Source organism: Stenotrophomonas maltophilia (assembly GCF_001676385.1).
GTDB classification, from domain to species: domain Bacteria; phylum Pseudomonadota; class Gammaproteobacteria; order Xanthomonadales; family Xanthomonadaceae; genus Stenotrophomonas; species Stenotrophomonas maltophilia_J.
The window spans coordinates 310656-334138 of record NZ_LYVJ01000004.1 but is presented as its reverse complement, the minus strand read 5'-3'; the positions used below and the strand labels follow the sequence as shown (position 1 = coordinate 334138).

Genomic DNA, 23483 nt, shown 5'->3' with positions numbered 1-23483 from the left:
GGTGGTAGGGTCGAGCATCTCTGTAGTGTCGACAAGGAGTCGAGCCATGCGTGTAGTTCCCAGTCTGTTGGCAGCCTCCCTTGGGTTGGTTCTGGCTGCGTGCCAGCCGACCCAGGCACCCGCTGCGGGCGGCAGCGACGCCCCGCCTGCCGCGCCACAACCGAGCGCCAGCAGCGAGGGTGGCAGCCAGACCACCTATCAGTGTGGTGACCTGAGCGTGCGCGCCACTTTCAACGGCGGGGATGCGGCCACGGTGGTGATCGGCGAACGCACCCTCTCCATGACCTCCGAGCGTGCGGCATCCGGCGCGAAGTACGGCGATGGCCAAGGCAACAGCTTCTGGACCAGGGGCCGCGATGACGGCCTGCTGAGCCTGAAGGGCGAGGCGGAACGCGAGTGCCATGCGGTGGAAGCCGCCGAAGGTGATGGCAGTGCCGGCAATGCCGCGTTCCGTGCAACCGGCAATGAACCCGGCTGGCTTGCGATCGTCGACGGCGATGCGCCGGGCCTGCAGGTGGAAGTGGATTATGGCGAGCGCCGTTTCGACGTGGCCAAGCCCACCCAAGGGGCTGATGGCTGGAGCGGGAAGGCGTCCGATGGTACCGACGTCAAGCTGAGCTTCCAGCGCACCACCTGCCAGGACGACATGAGTGGCGAGGCGTTCGAAGCCAAGGTGATGCTGACCGTCGGTACCCGCCAGTACCACGGCTGCGGCAATTTCGGCGCGAAACAGTAAGTCATCTGCAGGGCCGGGCCCACGTTCGGCTGCGTTGCGCGCGGGGCAGGCACGGCAGCCGAGCATGGGCTCGGCTCTACACGACTGCCGTCACCAATGCGCTGTCCGCTGCCCGCGGCGAACGCGCCGCAGGCAGGGACAGGCAGACGACCCGGGTGGGGCGCTCAGTCGGCACGACCGGCGAACTCGCCGGTGGCGGTGTTCACCAGCACCCGCTCGCCGTTGGCGATGTACTCCGGCACCATGATTTCGATACCGGTGTTGAGCTTGGCCGGCTTCGGACGCTTGGTGGCGGTGCCGCCCTTCAGTTCCGGCGGGGTCTCGATCACTTCCAGTACCACCGATGCCGGCAGCTGGATGGCGACCGGCTGCTCGTCGATCACCTGCACGTAGATGCCGGTCAGGCCGTCGGTGATGTAGCCGGCGTCATCGCCGATCACGTCCGCATCCAGGGTGTAGGGGGTGTAGTCCTCGTCATCGAGGAACACGAAGGCATCGCCATCCTTGTACGAATAAGTGGACTGGCGGCGCAGCAGCTCGACCTCGACCAGGTTGTCGTCGGCGTCGAAGCTGGCGTCGAGCTTGTTGCCGCCCGGCACGCTGTACATGATGAAGCGGAAACGCACGTTGCCGCCGCGGCCCTGTGGCGAGCTGCGCTCGATGTCGCGGATCTGGTAGACGCCGTTGTTGTATTCGACGACGTTGCCCTTCTTGATGTCGCTGGCTTTCATGGTGTGTGTCTGTCAGGGGGAGCGCCTTCCCGGCGCCCGGGGGAATCACTTCGGAGCGAGGCGGGTAGCGCCGTCCAGGCGGATGGTCTCGCCGTTGAGATAGGTGTTGCCGAGGATGAAGCCGACCAGGCTGGCGAAGTCTTCCGGCTTGCCCAGCCGCGACGGGAACGGAATCGAAGCGGCCAGTGACTGCTGCACGGCTTCGGGCATGCCGTCGACCATCGGCGTCCAGAACACGCCCGGAGCGATGGTGTTGACGCGGATGCCGAATCGCGACAGTTCGCGCGCCATCGGCAGCGTCATCGACACGACACCGCCCTTGCTGGCGGCATACGCGGCCTGGCCGATCTGGCCCTCGTAGGCGGCGATGCTGGCAGTGTTGACGATCACGCCACGCTCGCCGTCGGTGCCGGGATCGTTGTGCTGCATGCGATTGGCCGCGGCCTTGGCGACATTGAAGCTGCCGACCAGGTTGACCATGACCGTGCCCTGGAATCCTGCCAGCGGCATCGGGCCTTCCTTGCCGAGCACGCGGCCGGCGCCAAGGATGCCGGCACAGTTGATGGCCACATTCAGGCCGCCGAGGAAAGCGTGGGCGTGGTCGATGGCCGCGGCCACGGCTGCTTCATCGCTGACGTTTACGTTGAAATAGCGGGCCCGATCGGCGCCCAGGCCGGCAACGGCGGCCGCGCCCTTGTCGTCGTTGAGGTCGAACAAGGCTACCTTGCCGCCCTGTGCGACGAGGTGTTCGGCCACGGCCAGGCCGAGGCCGGAGACGCCGCCAGTGATCACGGCACGTACGGAAGACAGCTGCATTGCACGGTCCTGCAGGTTCGAGAACCGCCGATTCTAACGGAAGCCGTGCTGCCCGCCGTTGTGCACTGCGCCGCCGCGGGGCGGCGCAGCGGGCAATCAAACGGCCGCCAGTGCCTGCCCGGTACGGCTGGCGGTGGCGCGGCCGAGCAGGCCGGCCAGCCAGCGGCCGGTCTCGGCCAGCGCCGGCAGGTCCACTCCGCTGTCCAGGCCCAGACCCTGCAGCAGGTAGACCACGTCCTCGCTGGCAACATTGCCGCTTGCGCCCTTGGCATACGGGCAGCCACCCGCGCCGGACACCGCGCTGTCGACCACGCGCACGCCTTCTTCCAGGCAGGAGGCGATGTTGGCGACGGCCTGGCCATACGTGTCGTGGAAGTGCACGGCCAATGCCTCCATCGGAATCTCGGCAGCGACCGCCTGCAGCATCGCCCGTGCCTTGCGTGGGGTGCCGACGCCGATGGTGTCGCCCAGCGAGATTTCGTAACAGCCCATCTGGTGCAGGGCGCGCGCCACCCGTACCACGTCGGCCAGTGGGACCTCGCCCTGGTAGGGGCAGCCGAGCACAGTGGAGACGTAGCCGCGCACGCGCACGCCATCGGCGGCGGCGCGGCGCAGGATCGGCTCGAAGCGGGCCAGCGACTCGTCGATGCCGGCATTGGTGTTGGTTCGGTTGAACGCCTCGGACGCGGCAGTGAACACCGCCACTTCCTCGACGCCGACCGCGCGGGCGCGGTCGTAGCCCTGTTCATTCGGCACCAGTACCGGGTAGTGGATGCCGGGGCGGCGCTGGATGCCGGCGTAGACTTCGGCGGCATCGGCCAGTTGCGGAATCCACTTTGGGCTGACGAAGCTGGTCGCCTCGATGCTGCGCAGGCCGGTCGCCGAGAGGCGGTTGATCAGTTCGATCTTGTGGGCGGTGGACACCGACTGCTGTTCGTTCTGCAGGCCGTCACGGGGGCCGACCTCGACGATGCGGACGTAATCACTCATGCGGCCGCCCCATCGGCGGGGCGGTGGCAGACCGCCTCGATGTTATTGCCGTCCGGGTCGAACACGAAGGCGGCGTAGTAATCGGGGTGGTACCACGGGCGCAGGCCCGGCCCGCCGTTGTCGCGGCCGCCGGCGGCGAGCGCGGCGGCATGGAAGGCGTCCACCTGCGCGCGGTTGGCGCAGGCGAAGGCCACATGCACGCCGTGGCTGGGGGTGCCGCCATTGCCGAGCCAGAAGTACGGCTTGCCGTCGCTGCCGAAGCCGATGTGGTCGTGGTCGCCGGTCTGTTCGGCGGTCACTTCCATCACTACGCCGATCTGCAAGGGCGCCAGTGCCTGCAGGAAGAAGGTCTTGCTGCGCGCCAGGTCGGCGCTGGTCAAACCAAGATGATCGAGCATGTTCAGGCTTCCGTGACCCATTGGGGGGCGCGCTTGTCGAGGAAGGCGCCGAGGCCTTCCTGGCCCTCGGCGGAGACCCGCAGGCGCGCAATCAGGGCGGCATTATCGCGGTCCAGGGCATCGCGGTCATGGCTGTCGCAGACCCGCCGCACCAGCTTCTTGGCCGACGCCGACGCGATCGGCCCGGCCTTGTCGAGCAGGGCCAGCTGGCGCTGCACGGCCTCATCCAGCCGTTCCGGCTCCACCAGCTGGTGGACCAGGCCGATCCGCAATGCGGTATCGGCGTCGAAGTGCTCGCCGGTGGCGAACCAGCGGCGGGCCTGGCGCGGCCCGATGGCCTCGACCACGTAAGGCGAGATCACCGCCGGCAGCAGCCCGAGGCGGCTTTCGGTCAGGCCGAAGCGGGCCGCGCTGCTGGCGATGGCGATGTCGCAGCAGGCAACCAGGCCGACCCCGCCGCCAAAGGCGGCGCCGTGGACACGGGCCAGGGTGGGCTTGGGCAGCTCGTCAAGGGTACGCATCAGCCGCGCCAGCGCCAGCGAGTCCTCGCGGTTGTCCGCCTCGCTGGCGGCCACCATGCCGCGCATCCATTGCAGGTCGGCACCGGCCGAGAAGGAGGCACCGTGGCCGGCCACCACCACGGCGCGCACCGAGTCATCGTGGCCGGCAGCCTCCAGTGCGGCGGTCAACCGGGCGATCAGGCCGGCGTCGAAGGCGTTGTGCAGTTCCGGCCTGTTCAGCCAGAGGGTGAGGACGGCGCCACTGCGCTCGATCTGCAAAGCATCGTTCATGGGATTCCAGGGTCACTCCATACCTGTATGGATCATAGCGGGCCATTGGTCATGGGCCATGACGCGACGCGGGAATGTTAGAATCGAGAACCATTTACATCCAGCAGAGACCTCGCTAGATGACGTTGTCCGAACTGCCGCTGCACACCCCGGCCCTGGTCGAGTCCGTGCAGGACCTTCATGCCAACGATGCGATCGCCCGACGCCTGCGCGAGCTGGGCTTCGTCAAGGGGGAGGAGGTGCGCCTTGTGGCCAAGGGGCCGGTGGGGGGCGAGCCACTGCTGGTGCAGGTCGGGTTTACCCGGTTCGCTCTGCGGATCAGCGAAGCCAAGCGCGTCGTGATCGACGCTGCGCCACAGGAACGACATGCATGACTGCTAGTGCCACCACCGGTCCGCTGCGCATCGCGCTGGTCGGTAACCCCAACAGCGGCAAGACCGCGCTGTTCAACCAATTGACCGGCAGCCGGCAGAAGGTCGCCAATTACACCGGTGTTACCGTCGAGCGCAAGGAAGGGCGGCTGCGCGCGCCATCCGGACGCGAGTTCGCCGTGCTCGACCTGCCGGGCGCCTACAGCCTGCAGCCGGCCAGCCTCGACGAAGCGATCACCCGCGACCTGTGCCGGGGCTTCTACCCGGGCGAGGCGGCGCCGGACGTGCTGCTGTGCGTGATCGATGCCACCAACCTGCGCCTGCACCTGCGCTTCGCGCTGGAACTGCGCGAGCTGGGCAAGCCGATGGTGGTGGCCCTGAACATGGTCGATGCCGCCCAGCGCCGCGGCATCCAGGTGGACGTGGCCGCGCTGGAGCGCGAACTGGGCGTGCCGGTGGTCGAGACCGTGGCAGTGCGCAAGCAGGGGGCCAGGGCCCTTGTCGAGCGTCTTGATGCGATGGTCCCGCACCTTGATGCACCGGTGCCGGGGCTGGAAGGCGGTGTTGATTATCACGCCAAGGTGCGCGAGATCCTGTCGGTGGCCGTGCGCATGCCGGCGCGGACCGCGAAGATCGATGACGCGCTGGACCGCTGGCTGCTGCACCCGGTGTTCGGCCTGATCAGCCTGGCGGTGGTGATGTTCCTGATCTTCCAGGCGGTGTACGCCTGGGCGACGCCATTGATGGACGGCATCGAGGCCGGCTTTGCCTGGCTGGGGGAGTTTGTCGGCGGCGTGTTGCCCGAGGGTCCGCTGGCCAGCCTGCTGACCGACGGCATCATCGCCGGTGTCGGCGGCGTGGTGGTATTCCTGCCGCAGATCCTGATCCTGTTCTTCTTCATCCTGGTGCTGGAGGAGTCCGGCTACCTGCCGCGTGCGGCATTCCTGCTGGACCGCATGATGGCCGCCGCCGGTCTGTCCGGCCGCTCATTCATCCCGCTGCTGTCCAGCTTCGCCTGCGCGGTGCCGGGCATCATGTCCACGCGCAGTATCCAGGACCCGCGAGACCGCCTGGCCACGATCCTGGTGGCGCCGTTGATGACCTGCTCGGCGCGCCTGCCGGTGTACGCGCTGCTGATCGGTGCATTCATTCCACAGAAGACCGTGTGGGGCGTGTTCAACCAGCAGGGCCTGGTGCTGTTCGGCCTGTACGCCGCCGGCATTCTCAGTGCGCTGGCGATGTCGTGGATCATGAAGAAGTGGCGCCGTGACAGGAGCGAGCATCCGCTGATGCTGGAGCTGCCGTCGTACCGCCTGCCGCACGTGCGTGACCTGGCGGTGGGCCTGTACGAGCGCGGCATGATCTTCCTCAAGCGCGTCGGCGGCATCATCCTGGCACTGACCATCCTGCTGTGGGTGCTGCTGTCGTTTCCGCAGGCTCCGGCCGGTGCCACGATGCCGGCCATCGACTACAGCTACGCCGGCCAGATCGGTCATGCGATGGCCGTGTTCTTCGCACCGCTGGGCTTCAACTGGCAGATCTGCATCGCGCTGATCCCGGGCCTGGCTGCGCGCGAGGTGGCGGTGTCATCGCTGGCCACCGTGTACGCCCTGTCGGCAGCCGATGACGATGCTGCCAGCCAGGCGTTGACCCCGCTGATCAGCGACGGCTGGTCGCTGGCCACGGCGCTGTCGCTGCTGGTCTGGTACATCTACGCCCCGATGTGCATCTCGACGCTGGCCACCATCAAGCGCGAGGCCAATTCCTGGAAGCAGATGGGCTTCGCCGCGCTGTACCTGTTCGCAGCGGCGTACGTGGCTGCGCTGATCACCTACCAGGTGACCCGGGCGCTGGGAGGCGGCTGATGGACAGTGGACTGCTGCTGCAATACCTGATCATCGCGGTGGCCGTGCTGGTCAGTGCCTGGGTGGTATTGAAGAAGCAGTTTCCAGGTACCGTGCGCCGGCTGCGTGGCACGCTGGCACTGGTCCTGCTCAAGCCTGCCCGGCCGCCCTGGATGCAGGCGTGGGGGCGGAAGATCGCGCCGCCCGCCGTCGGTGGCGGTGGCGCATGTGGCGGCTGTGACAGCTGTGGGCCGAACCGGCCGAAGCAGCACTGATCGTTGCCCGCGCATGGCGTGGATCCAGCGCTCTTGCTGGATCCAGCATGCGCCGCTAGCCTGCGTGGATGAACCAGACTCCCTTGCGATTGCTCATTCATGGCGCTTCCGGGCGCATGGGCCAGGCCCTGCTGCGGCTGGCCGCCGCACAACCCGAAACCCTGCAGGTCGTGGCCGCGGTGACCGGCCGTGCTCCGGCCCAGCGCGTGGTCGACGGTGTGCCGTTCTTTGCTGCCAGCGAGCTGCCCGGTGCGCCGGCGTTCGACGTGGCGATCGATTTCAGCCTGCCGGAAGGTTTCGACCCGATGCTGGCGCTATGCGTGGAACGTAGCGCGGGGCTGGTGTCGGGCACCACCGGGATCTCCAGCGAGCAGCGGCGGGCGCTGGAGGCGGCGGCGGCGAAGATCCCGCTGGTCTGGGCCTCCAACTTCAGCCTGGGCGTGGCGGTGCTGGACGAACTGGTCGAGCGCGCGGCCCAGGCGCTGGCCGGCTGGGACTGCGACATCGTCGAATCGCACCACACGCAGAAGAAGGATGCGCCCTCGGGCACCGCGCTGAGCCTGGGCGCGGCCGCGCAGCGGGGTGGGGCGGCGCCGCACTACGCCAGCCTGCGTGCCGGAGACATCGTCGGCGAGCATCTGGTCCAGTTCACCGGGCCGGGCGAGCGCATCGAACTGGTGCATCGGGCCACCAATCGCGACATCTTCGCCCGCGGTGCCCTGTTTGCCGCCCGCCAGCTGCACGGCCGGGCCGTGGGCAGCTACCGGGTGCGCGATCTGCTGGATGGGCCGGCGGGCTGACCCGTGGGGCCGGATCCCTTCCCATCGGAAAGGGCCCTGACCCCGAACCGCCGATGGGTCAGCGCCTTTTTCCGGCAGGAAAAGCGATCCGACCCCGGCGCCACCGCTTTGCACACGCAGGCGTATTGAAATGAATGTGCAATCGCCTGTTCATCCAGCGTGACAACTGCTGGCGCGGGCGCCCCGGCGGCGCTACAATTCGCACTCGCCGAATCACGAAAGCCGGACCGGTCCCGCACCGCACGTCCGCGCTTTTTTGCAACCGGATTTCCGTGAAGCGCAGGCGTGACTTCGGCAGCCCCCTCGGTAGCCAAAGTGAGATTCCCGTGACCCAAGCCGCAATCCTCGTCCTCGAAGACGGCACCGTATTCGAGGGCGAATCCGTAGGCGCGCCCGGCCTGTCCGTCGGTGAGGTGGTGTTCAACACCGCCATGACCGGTTACCAGGAAGTGTTGACCGATCCGTCCTACGCCCGGCAGATGGTCACGCTGACCTATCCGCATATCGGCAACACCGGCATGACCGACCAGGATGATGAAGCCACCAAGGTCTGGTCGGCCGGCCTGATCGTGCGCGACGTGCCGCGCCGTCCCAGCAACTGGCGCAGCCAGGTGTCGCTGCAGGACTGGCTGATCCGGCGCGGCGTGGTTGCCATTGCCGGCATCGACACCCGCAAGCTGACCCGCATCCTGCGCGAGCGCGGCGCCCAGAACGGCGCGCTGATGGCCGGCGACATCGACGTGGAAAAGGCGCTGGAAGCCGCCCGCAAGTTCCCGGGGCTGAAGGGCATGGATCTGGCCAAGGTCGTCACCACCGGGAAGACCTACACCTGGACCGAGGGCCAGCTGGACCTGGATGCCAATGCCTTCGTCAGCGTGCCGGCCAGGTTCAAGGTCGTGGCCTACGACTTCGGCGTGAAGACCAACATCCTGCGCATGCTGGCCGAGCGCGGCTGCGAAGTGACCGTGGTGCCGGCCCAGACCCCGGCCGCCGAAGTGCTGGCGCTGAAGCCGGACGGGGTGTTCCTGTCCAACGGCCCGGGTGACCCGGAACCATGCGACTACGCCATCGAAGCGATCAGGACCTTCATCGACGTGAAGATCCCGACCTTCGGCATCTGCCTGGGCCACCAGCTGCTGGGCCTGGCTTCGGGCGCGCGGACCATCAAGATGGGCCACGGCCATCACGGCGCCAACCACCCGGTGCAGGACCTGGACAGCGGCCGGGTGATGATCACCTCGCAGAACCACGGCTTCGCCGTCGATGAAGCGACCCTGCCGCCGACCCTGCGCGTGACCCACCGTTCGCTGTTCGATGGCACCAACCAGGGCATTGCCCGCACCGACGTGCCGGCGTTCTCGTTCCAGGGCCATCCGGAAGCCTCGCCGGGCCCGCATGACGTGGGTCCGCTGTTTGACCGTTTCGTGGTGCTGATGGAGCAGGCCAAGGCGTGATCAGTACGCCACCGTCCTGCCGGTGGCGTCGCGATGGACCGCAAGCCCCTGCAATGCTGCTGCCCCCGGCGCGGCGTTGCGGTTCAAGATTCCTGATCGACAGCGTGCGATCACCCCCTTGTCACGCTGTACTGACTTAGAGAAGAAAATGCCCAAGCGCACTGACCTCAAGACCATCCTCATCATCGGCGCCGGCCCGATCGTCATCGGCCAGGCCTGTGAGTTCGACTACTCCGGTGCCCAGGCCTGCAAGGCCCTGCGCGACGAGGGTTACCGCGTAGTGCTGGTCAACAGCAACCCGGCCACGATCATGACCGATCCGGAGATGGCCGACGCCGTCTACATCGAGCCGATCAACTGGCAGACCGTCGAGAAGATCATCGACAAGGAGCGCCCGGACGCGCTGCTGCCGACCATGGGTGGCCAGACCGCGCTGAACTGCGCGCTGGACCTGGCTGACCACGGCGTGCTGGAGAAGTACAACGTCGAGCTGATCGGCGCCAAGCGCGAAGCGATCCGCATGGCCGAAGACCGCGAGCTGTTCCGCGTGGCCATGAGCGAGATCGGCCTGGAATGCCCGACCGCCGCCGTCGCCCATACCCTGGACGAAGCGCTGGAGATCCAGACCCGCGTCGGCTACCCGACCATCATCCGCCCGAGCTTCACCCTGGGCGGCAGCGGTGGCGGCATCGCCTACAACCGCGAGGAGCTGGTCGAGATCGTCAACCGCGGCCTCGAGCTGTCGCCGACCACCGAAGTGCTGGTGGAAGAGTCGGTGCTGGGTTGGAAGGAGTTCGAGATGGAAGTGGTCCGCGATACTGCGGACAACTGCATCATCGTCTGCTCGATCGAGAACCTCGACCCGATGGGCGTGCACACGGGTGACTCGATCACCGTGGCCCCGGCCCAGACCCTGACCGACAAGGAATACCAGCGCCTGCGCGACGCCTCCATCGCCGTGCTGCGCAAGATCGGCGTCGATACCGGTGGTTCGAACGTGCAGTTCGGCATCAATCCGAAGACCGGCCGCGTGGTCGTGATCGAGATGAACCCGCGCGTGTCGCGTTCCTCGGCACTGGCCTCCAAGGCCACCGGCTTCCCGATCGCCAAGGTCGCGGCCAAGCTGGCGGTGGGCTATACCCTGGACGAACTGAAGAACGAGATCACCGGTGGCCTGACCCCGGCCTCGTTCGAGCCGGCGATCGACTACGTCGTCACCAAGATCCCGCGCTTCGCGTTCGAAAAGTTCCCGGCCGCCGACGCGCGCCTGACCACCCAGATGAAGTCGGTGGGCGAGGTGATGGCGATGGGCCGCACCTTCCAGGAGTCCGTGCAGAAGGCCCTGCGTGGCCTGGAGACCGGCAAGGTCGGCTTCGACCCGACCGGCCTGGACCTGGCCAACGAAGAAGACCTGCAGACCCTGCGCCGCGAGCTCAAGGCGCCAGGCCCGGAGCGCCTGTTCTTCGTCGCCGACGCGTTCCGCGCCGGCATGAGTGTGGAGGACATCTACGCTCTGTCGTTCATCGACCACTGGTTCCTGGACCAGATCGAGGAAATCATCGCAGCTGAAACGGCGGTCGCCGCCGATGGCATCGATGCGCTGGACGCTGCGCGCCTGCGCAGGCTGAAGCGTGCCGGCTTCTCCGACGCACGCCTGGCGCAGCTGACCGGCACCAATGAAGCGGCCATCCGCGCCCTGCGCCGTGCGCACAAGGTGCGCCCGGTCTACAAGCGCGTGGATTCCTGCGCCGCCGAGTTCGCCACCGGCACTGCCTACCTGTATTCGACCTACGAGGACGAGTGCGAGGCCCAACCGAGCAACCGCGACAAGATCATGATCCTGGGTGGTGGCCCGAACCGCATCGGCCAGGGCATCGAGTTCGACTACTGCTGCGTGCACGCGGCACTGGCGCTGCGCGAGGATGGCTATGAAACCATCATGGTCAACTGCAACCCGGAAACCGTGTCGACCGACTACGACACCTCCGATCGCCTGTACTTCGAACCGCTGACCCTGGAAGACGTGCTGGAGATCGTCGAACTGGAACAGCCGAAGGGCGTGATCGTGCAGTACGGTGGCCAGACCCCGCTGAAGCTGGCGCGCGCGCTGGAAGCCAACGGCGTGCCGGTGATCGGCACCAGCCCGGACTCGATCGACCTGGCCGAGGACCGCGAGCGCTTCCAGCAGCTGGTCGACACGCTGGGCCTGAAGCAGCCGCCGAACCGCATTGCCCGCAACGACCAGGAAGCCCTGCTGCTGGCCCGCGAGATCGGTTACCCGCTGGTGGTTCGCCCGAGCTACGTGCTGGGCGGTCGTGCGATGGAAATCGTCTACGGCGAAGCTGACCTGGCCCGCTACGTGCGCGACGCGGTGAAGGTGTCCAACGATTCGCCCGTGCTGCTGGACCGCTTCCTCGACAACGCCGTCGAGTGCGACGTCGACATCATTGCCGATGCCCAGGGCAACGTCCTGATCGGCGGCGTGATGGAGCACATCGAAGAAGCCGGCGTGCACTCGGGCGATTCCTCGTGCTCGCTGCCGCCGTACTCGCTGTCGGCTGAAACCCAGGCCGAGCTGCGCCGCCAGGTGGTGGAGCTGGCCAAGGCCCTGAACGTGGTCGGCCTGATGAACACCCAGTTCGCGATCCAGACCAGCGATGAAGGTGCCGATACCATCTACCTGCTGGAAGTGAACCCGCGTGCCTCGCGCACCGTGCCGTTCGTGTCCAAGGCCACCGGCATGCCGTTGGCCAAGATCGCCGCCCGCTGCATGGCCGGCAAGACCTTGGCCGAGCAGGGGGCGACCAAGGAAATCGTGCCGGACTACTACTCGGTGAAGGAAGCGATCTTCCCGTTCGCCAAGTTCCAGGGCGTCGATCCGATCCTTGGGCCGGAAATGCGCTCCACCGGCGAGGTGATGGGCGTGGGCCGGACCTTCAACGCCGCCTTCGCGCGTGCGCAGGAGGCCGGTGGCATCAAGGCGCCGCCGGTCGGCAAGGCCTTCGTTTCGGTGCGCGATCCGGACAAGAAGCGCGTGCTGCCGGTGGCCAGGGCGCTGCTGGCGCGAGGCTACAGCCTGGTCGCCACCCGTGGCACCGCCGCGTGGCTGCAGCAGCACGGCATGGACTGCGAGATCATCAACAAGGTGGTCGAAGGCCGTCCGCACATCGTCGACTCGATCAAGAACGGCGAGATCGTCTACATCGTCAACACGACCGAGGGTCGTTCGGCGATCAACGACTCGTTCTCGATCCGCCGCGAGGCACTGCAGCATCGCGTCACCTACTCGACCACCATTGCCGGCGCCAAGGCGCTGGTGGATTCACTGGAATTCCGCGGCACCGGCCCCGTCTGGTCGCTGCAGGAGCTGCACAAGGAGTTGAATGCATGAGAGCCCCCATCACGATGAAGGGCGCGCAGAAGCTGCGCGACGAACTGGAACACCTGAAGTCGGTCAAGCGCCCGAAGGTGATTGCCGCGATCGCCGAGGCGCGTGAGCATGGCGACCTGAAGGAGAATGCCGAGTACCATGCCGCGCGCGAGGAGCAGGGCTTCATCGAAGGCCGCATCAAGCAGCTGGAGGGCGAGCTGTCGCACGCCGAGATCATCGACGTGAGCAAGCTCAATGCCGGCTCCAAGGTGGTGTTCGGCGCCAGCGTGACCCTGGCCGACGTGGAAACGGACGAAGAGAAGAAGTACCAGATCGTCGGCGACCTGGAAGCGGACATCAAGCAGGGCCTGATCGCCATTTCCTCGCCGGTGGCGCGCGCGATGATCGGCAAGCTGGAAGGCGATTCGATCGTGATCGACGCCCCGGCCGGGCAGCGCGAGTACGAGATCGTCAGCGTCAGCTACGTGGACTGACCGGGTGGCAACGGCGACCCTGCTGTTGCCGCCACGCAGCCGCTTTGCCGTGGCTGCGCTGCCGGACGAGGTGGCGCGTGCGCTCGGCCGCGCCACGGCGGTGCCGGTCGCACCGGGCGAACGCGCGCAGCTGTCGCGCCATTTCACGGTTGCGGCGCCGCAGTGGCCGGTGGCCGCACTGACCCGCCAGCGCGACGTCGGCGATGCTGCTGGCGCCAGCTGGCTGCGTGCGGATCCGGCCTGCATGGTGCCGGACATGCACGGCGCACGGATGATGGCCCATGGCGAAACGCTGCGGCCGACGCTGGCCGACAGCCTGGCGCTGCTGCCGGTGCTGCAGCCCTTGTTCGCCGATGCCGGCTTCGTGCTCGACGCGCCGGATCCCTCGCGCTGGTACCTGCGGCTTCCGATCGACCTGGCATTGCCGGACTTCGACAGCCCGGACGAGGTGCTCGGCGATGACCTGTTCTCGCACCTGCCGGACGGCGAGGACGGCCGCCGCTGGCGGGCGCTGATGACAGAGGCGCAGGTGCTGTTGCACAACCATGCCTGGAACCAGCAGCGCGCCGCGCAGGGCCAGCAGCCGATCAATTCGCTGTGGTTCTGGGGCGGTGGCGTGATGCCGGTATCGGTCAGCACGCCGCACGCGCAGGTGCGCAGCCGTGACGCACTGCTGCAGGGCCTGGCGCTGGCGGCTGGCGTCGCCGTGGATGGCGAACAGGCGGTGGATGCACTGGTTGATCTGCGCCAGCTGCGCTCGCTGCAGCAGCTCGGCAACGATGCGATCCGCCCGCTGCTGGCTGCGCTGAAGCGTGGCGAGCTGCAGCGGCTGGTGCTGGACTTCGAGGACGGCCTGCAGTTCCAGTTGGACCGCGGCCAGCGCTGGCAGTTCTGGAAGAAGCCACGCCAGCTCCACGATTGAGTGGGGCTATCCACGCATGGCGTGGATCTACTGTAGAGCCGAGCCCATGCTCGGCTGGTGTCATCTCACCTCGCTGACCACCGTCGGCAGCGTCCAATGCCCGCCCGCAACGCCCCGGCACTGTCCGGTAGTGAACTGCCTGCTCTTGACGAAACGCGCTCCATCCCAGACCCAGTCGTGGCCGGAGAAACAGTCGCCGACGCCGCGCCCACGAAAGCGGCCACTCAACGTGGCGTCATCGCGATCGAAGTCCTCCGCATCGGAAGTGACGAAGCGCGCCTCGTATGGTGCCTTGTCCTGCACCACCCAATAGCCGCTGCTGAAGTTGTAGGCACCCATAAAGCAACGGGTGCTCGCCAGCACATGCTGGGTGTCCAGTCGCTGGATCTCGATCTCATCTTCCTCGCCATCGCTCAGGCGCCCGCACTCATCCGCCTTCGGCAGGCTGGCGATCAGTGCCTTGCGCAGGCCCGGTGCCTTCGCCAGCGCCGCGTCCGCGGCACGCGGTGCCACCAGCGTGCCGCGCATGATCACTGGCACCGGCAATGCCGCAGGGACGCTCGCTTCGGCCCTGTCGCCACGCCGCACCAGCGCACCCGGCGTACCCAGCCGGCCCTGTGCCTCGTCCATCTTGAGCAGTACGGCCGCCGCGCCGATGTCGGATATCGGCCACGACGTGTTCCTGCCATCGATGATTTCAACACGCGCCGCGCGGGGCAGGGCGGAAACCAGCGCATCGGTCTGCGCCCGTGTGAGCACCACCTCCTCATTCTCGCCGGTGTCCCGTACCGGGCCCAGGTCGTTGCCGTTCAAGCGTAGTCGCAGCGTGCCGACAGGCGTCGGGCTTTCACCATCCTCGCCACTGCGCAGCCGTGCGATGACCGGCGTGCCGGGGCCACCGGCGCGTTCCAGCATCAGGCTGAGCAGGTTGCCCGCATCCTGCGGGCTGTATCCGGCCGCGCGGCAGGTGCCGGTGTTGTCACAGGCGAGGGACCAGTCGTTGTATTCGAATTCGACCCCTGCCTTGGGCTCCGGCGTGGCGGCGTAGGCGGCCGGGGCCACGGCGAGCGCCAGCAGCGTGGTCAGCAGGGTGCGGTGCATCGATGGACGTCCGTTTCAGGGCAGGCAAGCATGGAAGATGTGGCGGCGGAATCCAAATGCCTGGGCGAGGTCAGATCCCTCTGCCTGAAGGGGGATCTGACCCCGTCTCCGACCCCGCGCTATCATGAAGGCGTCTTCCGTCTCCCGGCGATGCCGATGTCCCTTGCCGCCGATGCTGTGCAGCCCGCCTCTGATACGCCGATGATCCGCCGCCGCGATGCGGTCGTGCCCGGCAACTGGCCGGAGGGCACGCTGCCGCTGCTGGCGCGTCTCTATGCCAGTCGGGGAGCGGACACGCCGGAACTGGCGCTGCCGAAACTGGGCAACCTGCATGCGCCCGAACTGCTGACCGGCATCGATGATGCGGTGGGTCTTCTGATCGAAGCCATCGCCAACGACAAGCGCATCCTTGTGGTCGGTGATTTCGACTGCGATGGCGCCACCGCCTGTGCGGTCGGCGTGCGTGGCCTGCGCATGCTCGGCGCGCAGCATGTCTTCCACGCGGTGCCGAACCGCATGGTGCACGGCTATGGCCTGTCGCCGTCGCTGGTGGAGGAACTGGCCGCGCTGCAGCCGGACCTGCTGGTCACCGTCGACCACGGCATCGCCTGCCACGCGGGCGTGACCGCGGCCAAGGCACGTGGCTGGCAGGTGCTGGTCACCGACCATCACCTTCCCGGTCCTCAGCTGCCGCCAGCCGATGTCATCGTCGATCCCAATCTGGACGGCGATGCCTTCCCCAGCAAGTCGCTGGCTGGCGTCGGCGTGATCTTCTACGTGCTGATGGCGCTGCGCCGACAGATGCGCGAGGCCGGCGTCTTTGCCGATGGCAAGGGGCCGGACCTGACCTCGCTGCTGGACTTGGTGGCGGTGGGCACCGTCGCCGACCTGGTGGCGCTGGATCCGAACAACCGGGCACTGGTCAGCGCGGGCCTGCGCCGCCTGCGCGCGGGGCAGGGCTGTGTCGGCCTGCGTGCACTGATCGAAGCCAGCGGCCGCGACGCCGCGCGGTTGACTGCCACCGACATCGGCTTTGCACTGGGCCCACGCCTGAACGCCGCGGGCCGGCTGGAAGACATGGCGCTGGGCATTGCGCTGCTGCTGACCGAAGACCCGCGCCAGGCGCGCGAAATCGCACAGACGCTGGAACAGATCAATTCGGAACGCCGCGCCGTGCAGCAGTCGATGACCGATGACGCGGAACAGGCGCTGACCCGCGTGGTGCTGGACCTGGCCGGGCAGCGGCCGGTGGCGGCCTGCCTGTTCGATGCCGACTGGCATCCGGGCGTGGTCGGCCTGGTTGCGTCGAAGATGAAGGATCGCCTGCATCGCCCGGTGATCGCCTTCGCCCCGGCCGAACCCGGCGCCGACACCCTGCGTGGCTCGGCGCGCTCGATTCCCGGGCTGCACATCCGTGACGCGCTGGCGCTGGTCGATGCGCGCCATCCGGGCCTGATCGAACGCTTCGGCGGCCACGCCATGGCAGCTGGCCTCAGCCTGCGGCTTGATCATATTGATGACTTCAAGGCCGCCTTCGTCGCCGTGGTGCTGGAAATGCTCGACCCGGCGGCGCTGCAGCAGCAGGTCCTCAGTGACGGCGAACTGGCCGCCGACGAGCTTGACCACCGCCACGCCGATGCACTGCGCCTTGCCGGGCCGTGGGGCCAGGGCTTCCCGGAGCCGCTGTTCGACGGCCACTTCGAAGTGGCCAACTGGCGCGTGCTCAAGGAGCGCCACCTGAAGCTGGAGCTGCGCCTGCCGGGCGTGCCCGGCACGATCAATGCGATCCATTTCGGCGGCTGGCATGGCAACGCGCCCGGCCGTCACGTGCATCTGGCCTATCGGCTGGCCTGCGATGACTATCGTGGCGGCGGTGCCATCCAGCTGATCGTCGAGCACTGCCTGCCAGCCTGAAAAAGGGGACGGAGGGGATTAAGTCGCCTTTGCCTTGTTTGCCATTTGCGACTTAATCCCCTCCGTCCCCTTTTTTCGAGGGTTCCCATGGTGCGGGCGGGGGACAGGGATGCATGGCAGGACCAGTGCGGGCGCAACCCCGTTCTGCCACGCCATGCGTTCAAGAGTCCACGTTCCCATTGGAGCCTGTCATGGCCTTGGTCCGATACTGCACGCTGTTCCTGTTCGCGCTTCTGGCCTCGTCCGCCAGCGCTCAGACCCCTCGCAGCGTGCGTCTGGTGCCGCCGCGCCCCCTGCTGACTGCGGCGGCGGCAGAACAGCCGGTTCAACTGCAACAAGCCCGCATCGAAGGCGAGGTCCAGGCCGGTATCGCCCAGACCCGCATCACCCTGGAATTCCGCAACCCCAACCGGCGGGTGCTGGAGGGCGAGCTGCAGTTCCCACTGGCCGAGGGCCAGCAGATCACTGGCTTCGCGCTGGACATCGGTGGCGAACTGCGCGACGCCGTGCCGGTGCCCAAGGACCGCGGCCGCCAGGTGTTCGAGGAGATCGCCCGGCGCGGCGTCGACCCGGGCCTGCTGGAACAGACGGCCGGCAATCAGTTCCGGCTGCGCATCTATCCGCTGCCGGCCGGCGGCAGCCGCCGGGTGCAGTTGGTACTGCGCGAGCCGTTGGCGTTTGCGGGGCAGGCCTGGCAATGGACGCTGCCGTTGCAGTTTGCCGCCGGTGCGGAATCGGTTGAACTGAAGCTGCACGCGCCCGGCGCGGCCGCCGCGGGGACGGCTCCGTTCCGCATCCACGCGGGCCAGTTGCAGTGGCAGGGGCGGGGCGCCCAGTTGCCTGCACAGCTGCAGTGGACCCTCCCCGCTGCGCGCCAGGCACAGGTGCAGGTGGCGCCCTGGCAGGATGGCCACTATCTGCTGGCGCAGCTCCCGGTGGCGGTCCGCGGCAGGCCGCGCACGCCGCCCAGCGAGATCGGCCTGCTGTGGGACGGCTCGGGCTCGTCGGGGCATCGCGATCGCAGCCGCGAGTTCGCGCTGCTGGACCGCTACTTCGCCGCGATGGGCGATGGCACGGTGGCCTTGACCGTGCTGCGCGACCAGGCCGAGCCGGTGCGTCGCTTCCGCGTCCGCGCCGGCCGCTGGAACGAGCTGCGTGCCGCGCTGCAGGCGGTACGTCCGGACGGCGCCAGCGCGCTGGCCCAGTGGCAGGCGCAGCCGACGGTGAAGGAATACCTGCTGGTCAGCGATGGCCTGCTGACCTACGGGCCGGAAGTGCTGCCGGGGCTGGCACCGGAGCAGCGCCTGTTCGCCGTCAGCAGCGCCGGTGCGCGCACCGATTCGGTGCGCCTGCGTGGCTGGAGCGAGGCCCATGGCGGTCGCTTCGTTGCTCTTGGTGAAGATGTCGACGCGGCCGCGCGCGAACTGCTGTCGTCACCGCCGGATGTGCAGCTCGATGCGGGCCGGGGCGTGCAGGACGTGGTGATCGACCGTCGCAGTGAAACCGACGGCTGGCTGTGGCTGCACGCGCGCCTTGCCGCGGACGGTGCGCCGATACGAGTGCGCGTGAATGGCGGCGAGTGGGAAGCGCTGCCGGCGACGCGGCACAGCGATGATGGTGAACTGCTGGCCGGCCTGTGGGCCCAGGCGCGGCTGCGGCAGCTGGGCGCCGACCGCCGTGGCAACCGCGAGGCCATGCAGCGCCTGTCGCAGCAGTTTGGCCTGGTCGGGCCGGACACCTCGCTGATCGTGCTGGAAACGCTGGAGGATTACCTGCGCTATGCGATCCGTCCGGCGGGCGGCCTGCGCGCCGAGTACGATGCCCGGTTCGCGCGACAGGTGGCGGATCGCGCCGCCGCCGACCGCCAGCGGCTGGATGAGGTTGCTGCACGCTGGAAGGAACGCCAGCAGTGGTGGAGCCGCAACTGGCCGAAAGGCGCGCCGCCGCAGTTGAAAGGAGGGGCACTGGAAGTGGCGTCCGCCGGCCGCGCGGTGGAGTCGGCGCCGATGGCGATGCCCGCCGCGCCGGCCCCTGCGGCACCGCCTGCACCTGCACCGATGGCCGCGCCGGCAGAGCAGCGCGTGCAGGCCGGCAGCGCGCGTCGCGCGGCATCCGCATCGAACAGTGCGCTGGATTCGATTGTGGTCACCGCTGGCGCGGCCGATACCGCTGCGGCCGCCAACGACGGCCAGCTCGGCATCCAGCTGGCAGCATGGCAGCCGGACTCGGCCATCGCCCGGCGCCTGCGCCAGGGCCCGCCATCGCAGCTCTACGACCGCTACCTGGCCGAGCGCGATGCCCACGCCGACAGCAGCGCGTTCTTCCTCGACGTGGCCGACCTGCTGCTGGAGCAGGGCCAGCGCGAACTGGCGCTGCGGGTGCTGTCGAACCTGGCGGAGATGGATCTGGACAACCGCCACCTGTTGCGTGTGCTGGGCTATCGGCTGATGCAGGCCGACGCGCCCGGACTGGCGGTGCCGGTGTTCGAGCAGGTGCTGGCGATGGGCCAGGAGGAACCGCAGAGCTTCCGCGACCTGGGCCTCGCGCTGGCAGCGGCCGGCAAGCCGCAGCAGGCGCTGGCGCCGCTGTACCAGGTGGTGGTGCGACCGTGGGACAGCCGTTTCGATGGCATCGCGCTGATCGCACTGGATGAACTGACCAACCTGGTGGCACGCAGCACGCCCCGGCTGGATACCCGCGGCATCGACCCGCGCCTGCTGCAGGCGATGCCACTGGACCTGCGCGTGGTGCTGTCGTGGGATGCCGACAACAGCGACATGGACCTGTGGGTGACCGACCCGAACGGCGAGCGCGCGTACTACGGCAACCGCCTGACCTGGCAGGGTGGGCAGATGTCACAGGACTTCACCGGCGGCTATGGTCCCGAGCAGTTCTCGCTGCGCAACGCCAAGCCCGGCAGGTACAGGGTGGAGGCGAATTACTTCGGCAGCCGCCAGCAGCTGGTGACCGGTGCCACCACGCTCATGCTGCGCCTGACCACCCATTGGGGCACGCCCAAGCAGAAGGACCAGATGGTCACGATGCGGCTGAAGGACCGCGCCGAAACCGTGCTGGTGGGCGAGTTCGAGGTGCGCTAGCGCACGGCGCGCAGGGCTGCAATGCGCGGCGCGGCCGACGGCGGATGGGCAGGCGGGCCTGGCGGCCCGCCCACTGGTGGCTTACTTCCTGTCCTTCTTGATCATCGCGTCGATGCGCGCGGCGCGGGCCTCCGAGCCCGGGTGCGAGGACATCAGCCCGCCTTCGCTGGACAGCTTGCGGAACATGCTGGCCAGGGCGGCCGGGTCATGGCTGTGGCGCTTCATGAACTGATAGCCGTACTCGTCGGCCGCGCTCTCTTCCTTCTGCGAGAACTGGGCGTTGACGAAGCCCTCGGCCAGCTCGCCGAGCTGGCCCTGGCTGAGCTGGGTCAGGCTGCCGTTGCCCGACGCGGCCAGGCCCTCGCGGCCGGCGGAGGCGAGCAGGGACGTGCGCATCCTGCTCTTGCTGTGGCCCAGCTTTACGTGGCCGATTTCGTGGCCGATCACACCGCGCACTTCGTCGTCGCTGGCCATGTCCATCAGGCCGGTGTAGACGCGGACGCAGCCATTGGCCATCGCCCAGGCATTGACATCGGTGGTGCGGTAGACCTTGAAGTTCAGGTTCAGGCCGTCTTCGTTGGCCAGGCCCTGGGTGATCCTGGCCAGGCGTTGCGCATACGGATCGTTGCCGGCCGCCACCTGGTTGTTCTCGTCCATGTAGGCGCAGGCCTGGTCGGCGGCGGCCGAAACTTCCGCGTCGGACAGGGTCAGCGCCTTGCCGGCCTTCATGCCGGTGTCGGTCAGGCCCTTGAGGTCGATGGCCGAGGCATTGGCAGCCAGCAGGCAGGCAGCCAGGCACAGGGTGGAACGCGTGATCGTCATTGAAGTGGTGCTCCTGGGTTGGGATGGACCGCGTGGCCCCTGTTCCCGCGGCGGCCGGCAAGTCTACCGGGATCGCCCGGTGCCGTCTCGCGCAGGGCCCGTGCCCCTGCCTGCCTCGCCGGGGACGGGAGGCCTGCGGTATCATTGGCAGTCATCATTTGATTGCACGACCGCCGACATGATCGAACTGAATCCTGTCCGCCAGCGCATCACCGATCTGACCGATCGCGTGCTGTCGCTTCGGGGGTATCTTTGACTACGACGCCAAGAAAGAGCGTCTTGAAGAAGTAACGCGGGAGCTGGAAAGCCCCGACGTCTGGAACAATCCCGAGTACGCGCAGAACCTGGGCCGCGAGCGCGCCAGCCTGGACAAGACCGTGGGCGGCATCGCCTCGGTGCTGGAAGGCCTGGGTGATGCCGCCGAACTGCTGGAGCTGGCCGAGTCCGAGCAGGACGAGGAGACGGCGCTGGCCGTGGTCGCCGACCTGGACAAGTACCAGTCGCACGTGGAGAAGCTGGAGTTCCAGCGCATGTTCTCCGGCGAGATGGACAGCGCCAACGCCTTCGTCGATATCCAGGCTGGTGCCGGTGGCACCGAAGCCCAGGACTGGGCCGAAATCCTGCTGCGCATGTACCTGCGCTGGGCCGAAAGCCGCGGCTGGAAGGCCGAGCTGATGGAAGTGTCCGGTGGCGAAGTGGCGGGCATCAAATCCGCGACCTTCCGCGTGGAAGGCGATTTTGCCTATGGCTGGCTGAAGACCGAAATCGGCGTGCACCGCCTGGTGCGCAAGTCGCCGTTCGACTCGGACAACCGCCGCCACACCAGCTTCACCTCGGTGTTCGTATCGCCGGAAATCGACGACAACATCGACATCACCATCAACCCTGCGGACCTGAAGACCGACGTCTACCGCTCCTCCGGTGCTGGTGGCCAGCACGTCAACAAGACCGAATCGGCCGTGCGCATCACCCACGTCCCCAGTGGCGTGGTGGTGGCCTGCCAGACCGAGCGCAGCCAGCATGCCAACCGCGACCGCGCGATGAAGATGCTGGCGGCCAAGCTGTACGAGCTGGAGATCCAGAAGCGCAACGCCGAGAAGGACGCGGTGGAAGCCACCAAGTCCGACATTGGCTGGGGCAGCCAGATCCGCAACTATGTGTTGGACCAGAGCCGCATCAAGGACCTGCGTACCGGCATCGAGCGATCGGATACGCAGAAGGTGCTCGACGGCGACCTCGACGAGTTCGTCGAAGCCAGCCTGAAGGCTGGCCTGGAGGCCGGCTCCAAGCGTGCCGATGCCTGATCGACGCGCCTGCGCGGATATCATCGGCTTCGTGCGCAACGCCAAGGGTGGCCGAACCGGCCTTCTGTAGAGCCGGGCCATGCCCGGCTGCTTTTCGCAGGCTAGCAGATGCGTCGAGCATGGCTCGACGCTACAAAGGGTAGGGTGCGCCGATGATGCGCAGCGAAAGTGAACGCAAGGAACTGGGCGGCTTCCTCAAGGCCTGCCGCGCCCGTGTAGACCCCGCCACGCTCGGCCTGCCGGCCGGGCGCCGGCGTACCCCGGGCCTGAAGCGTGAGGAAGTGGCGCTGGCGATCGGCGTCAGTGTCAGTTGGTACACCTGGATCGAGCAGGGGCGTGAAGTGCGTGCCTCGCCCGAGGTGCTGGAGCGCCTGGCGCGGGTGCTGCGGATGAGCGACGACGAGCGCGCGTACGCGTTCGCGTTGTCCGGCTACGGCGTGCCGCTGGAATCACCGGATGAGAGCGTGACCGACGGCCTGCGCCAGCTGGTGGACGCGATGCAGCCGATCCCGGCCTACGTGCGCAACACCCGCTTCGACATCCTGGCCTGGAACCCGGCCATCGCCGATCTGTTCGTGGACTACAGCCAACTGGCGCCGCATGAGCGCAACACGCTGCGGCTGATGTTCCTGTACCCGCCGTACCGCACGCTGATCCTCAACTGGGAAGAAATGACCCGCGGCCTGCTGGCAGGCTTCCGCGCGGCAATGGCGCAGGCACCGGACAAGACCCCGTTCCTGGCGCTGGTCGAGGACATCGCGGCGCACAGCGAGGAGTTCCGCCAGTGGTGGCCGGAGCACGACGTGCGTCGGTTCGATGAAGGCGCGAAGAAGCTGAACCATCCCACGCGCGGGTTGCTGGACCTGCAGTACGTGGCGCTGGTGCCGGAGAGCCGGCACGATCTTTCCCTGGTGACTTACCTGCCGCGTAGGTAGGTTGGTCGGCAGGGCTGCGCCCTGCACCCGCAGAGGCCGAAGCGACAGCAACGGCAACAGCAACAGCGGACTATCCGAGGGATGGCGGGGTGGTGTGGGTTGACAGGACACGCCGTAAACCCGTCCATGGGGGCTCGATGGCGCCATCCATGGCGCCAACGGTCCTGCCAACCCACACCACCCCACCTCAGACAGATTTCGCGCGGCTGTTGGCAACTGCGGCTTTGTTCCGTGCGGCTGTTGGTAGGTGTCGACCTTGGTCGACACGATCTTTCTTTCAGATATCGAATGAGTCATCCACGCATGGCGTGGATCTA

At 67.7% G+C, this 23483-nt stretch carries 20 protein-coding genes; 13 read left to right on the top strand and 7 right to left on the bottom strand.

Features of this window, described 5'->3' with window-relative positions; translation table 11 throughout:
• Nucleotides 1-46: 46 nt before the first annotated feature.
• Nucleotides 47-736: a COG3650 family protein gene (locus A9K58_RS07320; protein WP_065198721.1), complete on the top strand. Its 690-nt coding sequence runs from the start codon at nt 47-49 to the stop codon at nt 734-736.
• 164 nt (nt 737-900) lie between these two features.
• Here A9K58_RS07320 and yeiP read toward each other — a convergent pair whose 3' ends face one another.
• From yeiP to A9K58_RS07295, 5 genes are all read right to left on the bottom strand, one after another.
• The gene (gene yeiP, locus A9K58_RS07315; RefSeq protein ID WP_065198720.1) at nt 901-1467 is read right to left on the bottom strand and encodes an elongation factor P-like protein YeiP; all 567 of its coding nucleotides are present in this window, start codon (nt 1465-1467) and stop codon (nt 901-903) included.
• A gap of 45 nt (nt 1468-1512) precedes the next feature.
• Nucleotides 1513-2283: an SDR family oxidoreductase gene (locus A9K58_RS07310; protein WP_065198719.1), complete on the bottom strand. Its 771-nt coding sequence runs from the start codon at nt 2281-2283 to the stop codon at nt 1513-1515.
• Between the two features lie 96 nt (nt 2284-2379).
• Nucleotides 2380-3273 carry a hydroxymethylglutaryl-CoA lyase gene (locus A9K58_RS07305; RefSeq protein WP_065198718.1) on the bottom strand — a complete coding sequence of 298 codons (894 nt, stop codon included), beginning with the start codon at nt 3271-3273 and terminating at the stop codon, nt 2380-2382.
• Complete coding sequence (locus A9K58_RS07300; protein ID WP_065198717.1) at nt 3270-3671, bottom strand: VOC family protein; 402 nt, start codon at nt 3669-3671, stop codon at nt 3270-3272. Before A9K58_RS07300 ends, A9K58_RS07305 begins: the two co-directional genes overlap by 4 nt.
• Before the next feature lie 2 nt (nt 3672-3673).
• Entirely contained in the window at nt 3674-4462 is a 789-nt protein-coding gene (locus A9K58_RS07295; RefSeq protein WP_065198716.1) for an enoyl-CoA hydratase/isomerase family protein, read from the bottom strand.
• A 119-nt stretch (nt 4463-4581) separates the two neighbouring features.
• On the opposite strand from A9K58_RS07295, the gene A9K58_RS07290 reads away from it, so the two are divergent.
• The 8 genes from A9K58_RS07290 (at nt 4582) to A9K58_RS07255 (ending at nt 13992) form a co-directional block, all read left to right on the top strand.
• Nucleotides 4582-4836: a FeoA family protein gene (locus A9K58_RS07290; protein ID WP_065198715.1), complete on the top strand. Its 255-nt coding sequence runs from the start codon at nt 4582-4584 to the stop codon at nt 4834-4836.
• Nucleotides 4833-6698 carry a ferrous iron transporter B gene (gene feoB, locus A9K58_RS07285; protein ID WP_065198714.1) on the top strand — a complete coding sequence of 622 codons (1866 nt, stop codon included), beginning with the start codon at nt 4833-4835 and terminating at the stop codon, nt 6696-6698. Before A9K58_RS07290 ends, feoB begins: the two co-directional genes overlap by 4 nt.
• Nucleotides 6698-6952, top strand: coding sequence for a DUF6587 family protein (locus tag A9K58_RS07280; RefSeq protein WP_065198713.1), 255 nt, complete (start codon nt 6698-6700; stop codon nt 6950-6952). Before feoB ends, A9K58_RS07280 begins: the two co-directional genes overlap by 1 nt.
• A gap of 68 nt (nt 6953-7020) precedes the next feature.
• Nucleotides 7021-7752: a 4-hydroxy-tetrahydrodipicolinate reductase gene (gene dapB, locus A9K58_RS07275; protein WP_081283998.1), complete on the top strand. Its 732-nt coding sequence runs from the start codon at nt 7021-7023 to the stop codon at nt 7750-7752.
• A 326-nt stretch (nt 7753-8078) separates the two neighbouring features.
• On the top strand, nt 8079-9206 hold the full coding sequence (gene carA, locus A9K58_RS07270) for a glutamine-hydrolyzing carbamoyl-phosphate synthase small subunit (RefSeq protein ID WP_065198711.1): 1128 nt from the start codon (nt 8079-8081) through the stop codon (nt 9204-9206).
• A 148-nt stretch (nt 9207-9354) separates the two neighbouring features.
• Nucleotides 9355-12597, top strand: coding sequence for a carbamoyl-phosphate synthase large subunit (gene carB / locus A9K58_RS07265; protein WP_065198710.1), 3243 nt, complete (start codon nt 9355-9357; stop codon nt 12595-12597).
• 8 nt (nt 12598-12605) lie between these two features.
• Nucleotides 12606-13070, top strand: a complete 465-nt coding sequence (greA, locus tag A9K58_RS07260) for a transcription elongation factor GreA (RefSeq protein ID WP_475282632.1) — start codon at nt 12606-12608, stop codon at nt 13068-13070.
• A 4-nt stretch (nt 13071-13074) separates the two neighbouring features.
• Nucleotides 13075-13992, top strand: coding sequence for a phosphoglycerate mutase (locus A9K58_RS07255; RefSeq protein ID WP_065198708.1), 918 nt, complete (start codon nt 13075-13077; stop codon nt 13990-13992).
• A 60-nt stretch (nt 13993-14052) separates the two neighbouring features.
• Here A9K58_RS07255 and A9K58_RS07250 read toward each other — a convergent pair whose 3' ends face one another.
• Entirely contained in the window at nt 14053-15093 is a 1041-nt protein-coding gene (locus tag A9K58_RS07250; RefSeq protein WP_065198707.1) for a DUF1176 domain-containing protein, read from the bottom strand.
• 156 nt (nt 15094-15249) lie between these two features.
• On the opposite strand from A9K58_RS07250, the gene recJ reads away from it, so the two are divergent.
• The gene (gene recJ, locus A9K58_RS07245; RefSeq protein ID WP_065198755.1) at nt 15250-17007 is read left to right on the top strand and encodes a single-stranded-DNA-specific exonuclease RecJ; all 1758 of its coding nucleotides are present in this window, start codon (nt 15250-15252) and stop codon (nt 17005-17007) included.
• 191 nt (nt 17008-17198) lie between these two features.
• Nucleotides 17199-20105, top strand: coding sequence for a VIT domain-containing protein (locus A9K58_RS07240; RefSeq protein WP_065198706.1), 2907 nt, complete (start codon nt 17199-17201; stop codon nt 20103-20105).
• A gap of 81 nt (nt 20106-20186) precedes the next feature.
• Here the strand turns inward: A9K58_RS07240 and A9K58_RS07235 are convergent, their stop codons facing one another.
• Nucleotides 20187-20927 (bottom strand): M48 family metallopeptidase, encoded by a 741-nt coding sequence (locus tag A9K58_RS07235; protein WP_065198705.1) that lies wholly within the window; start codon nt 20925-20927, stop codon nt 20187-20189.
• 178 nt (nt 20928-21105) lie between these two features.
• Here A9K58_RS07235 and prfB point away from each other — a divergent pair.
• A protein-coding gene (gene prfB / locus A9K58_RS07230) for a peptide chain release factor 2 (protein WP_155760449.1) occupies nt 21106-22231 on the top strand; the annotation gives its coding sequence in 2 pieces (ribosomal slippage) (nt 21106-21180 and nt 21182-22231; 1125 coding nt in all).
• Between the two features lie 152 nt (nt 22232-22383).
• Complete coding sequence (locus tag A9K58_RS07225) at nt 22384-23166, top strand: helix-turn-helix transcriptional regulator (RefSeq protein WP_065198704.1); 783 nt, start codon at nt 22384-22386, stop codon at nt 23164-23166.
• Nucleotides 23167-23483 lie beyond the last annotated feature (317 nt).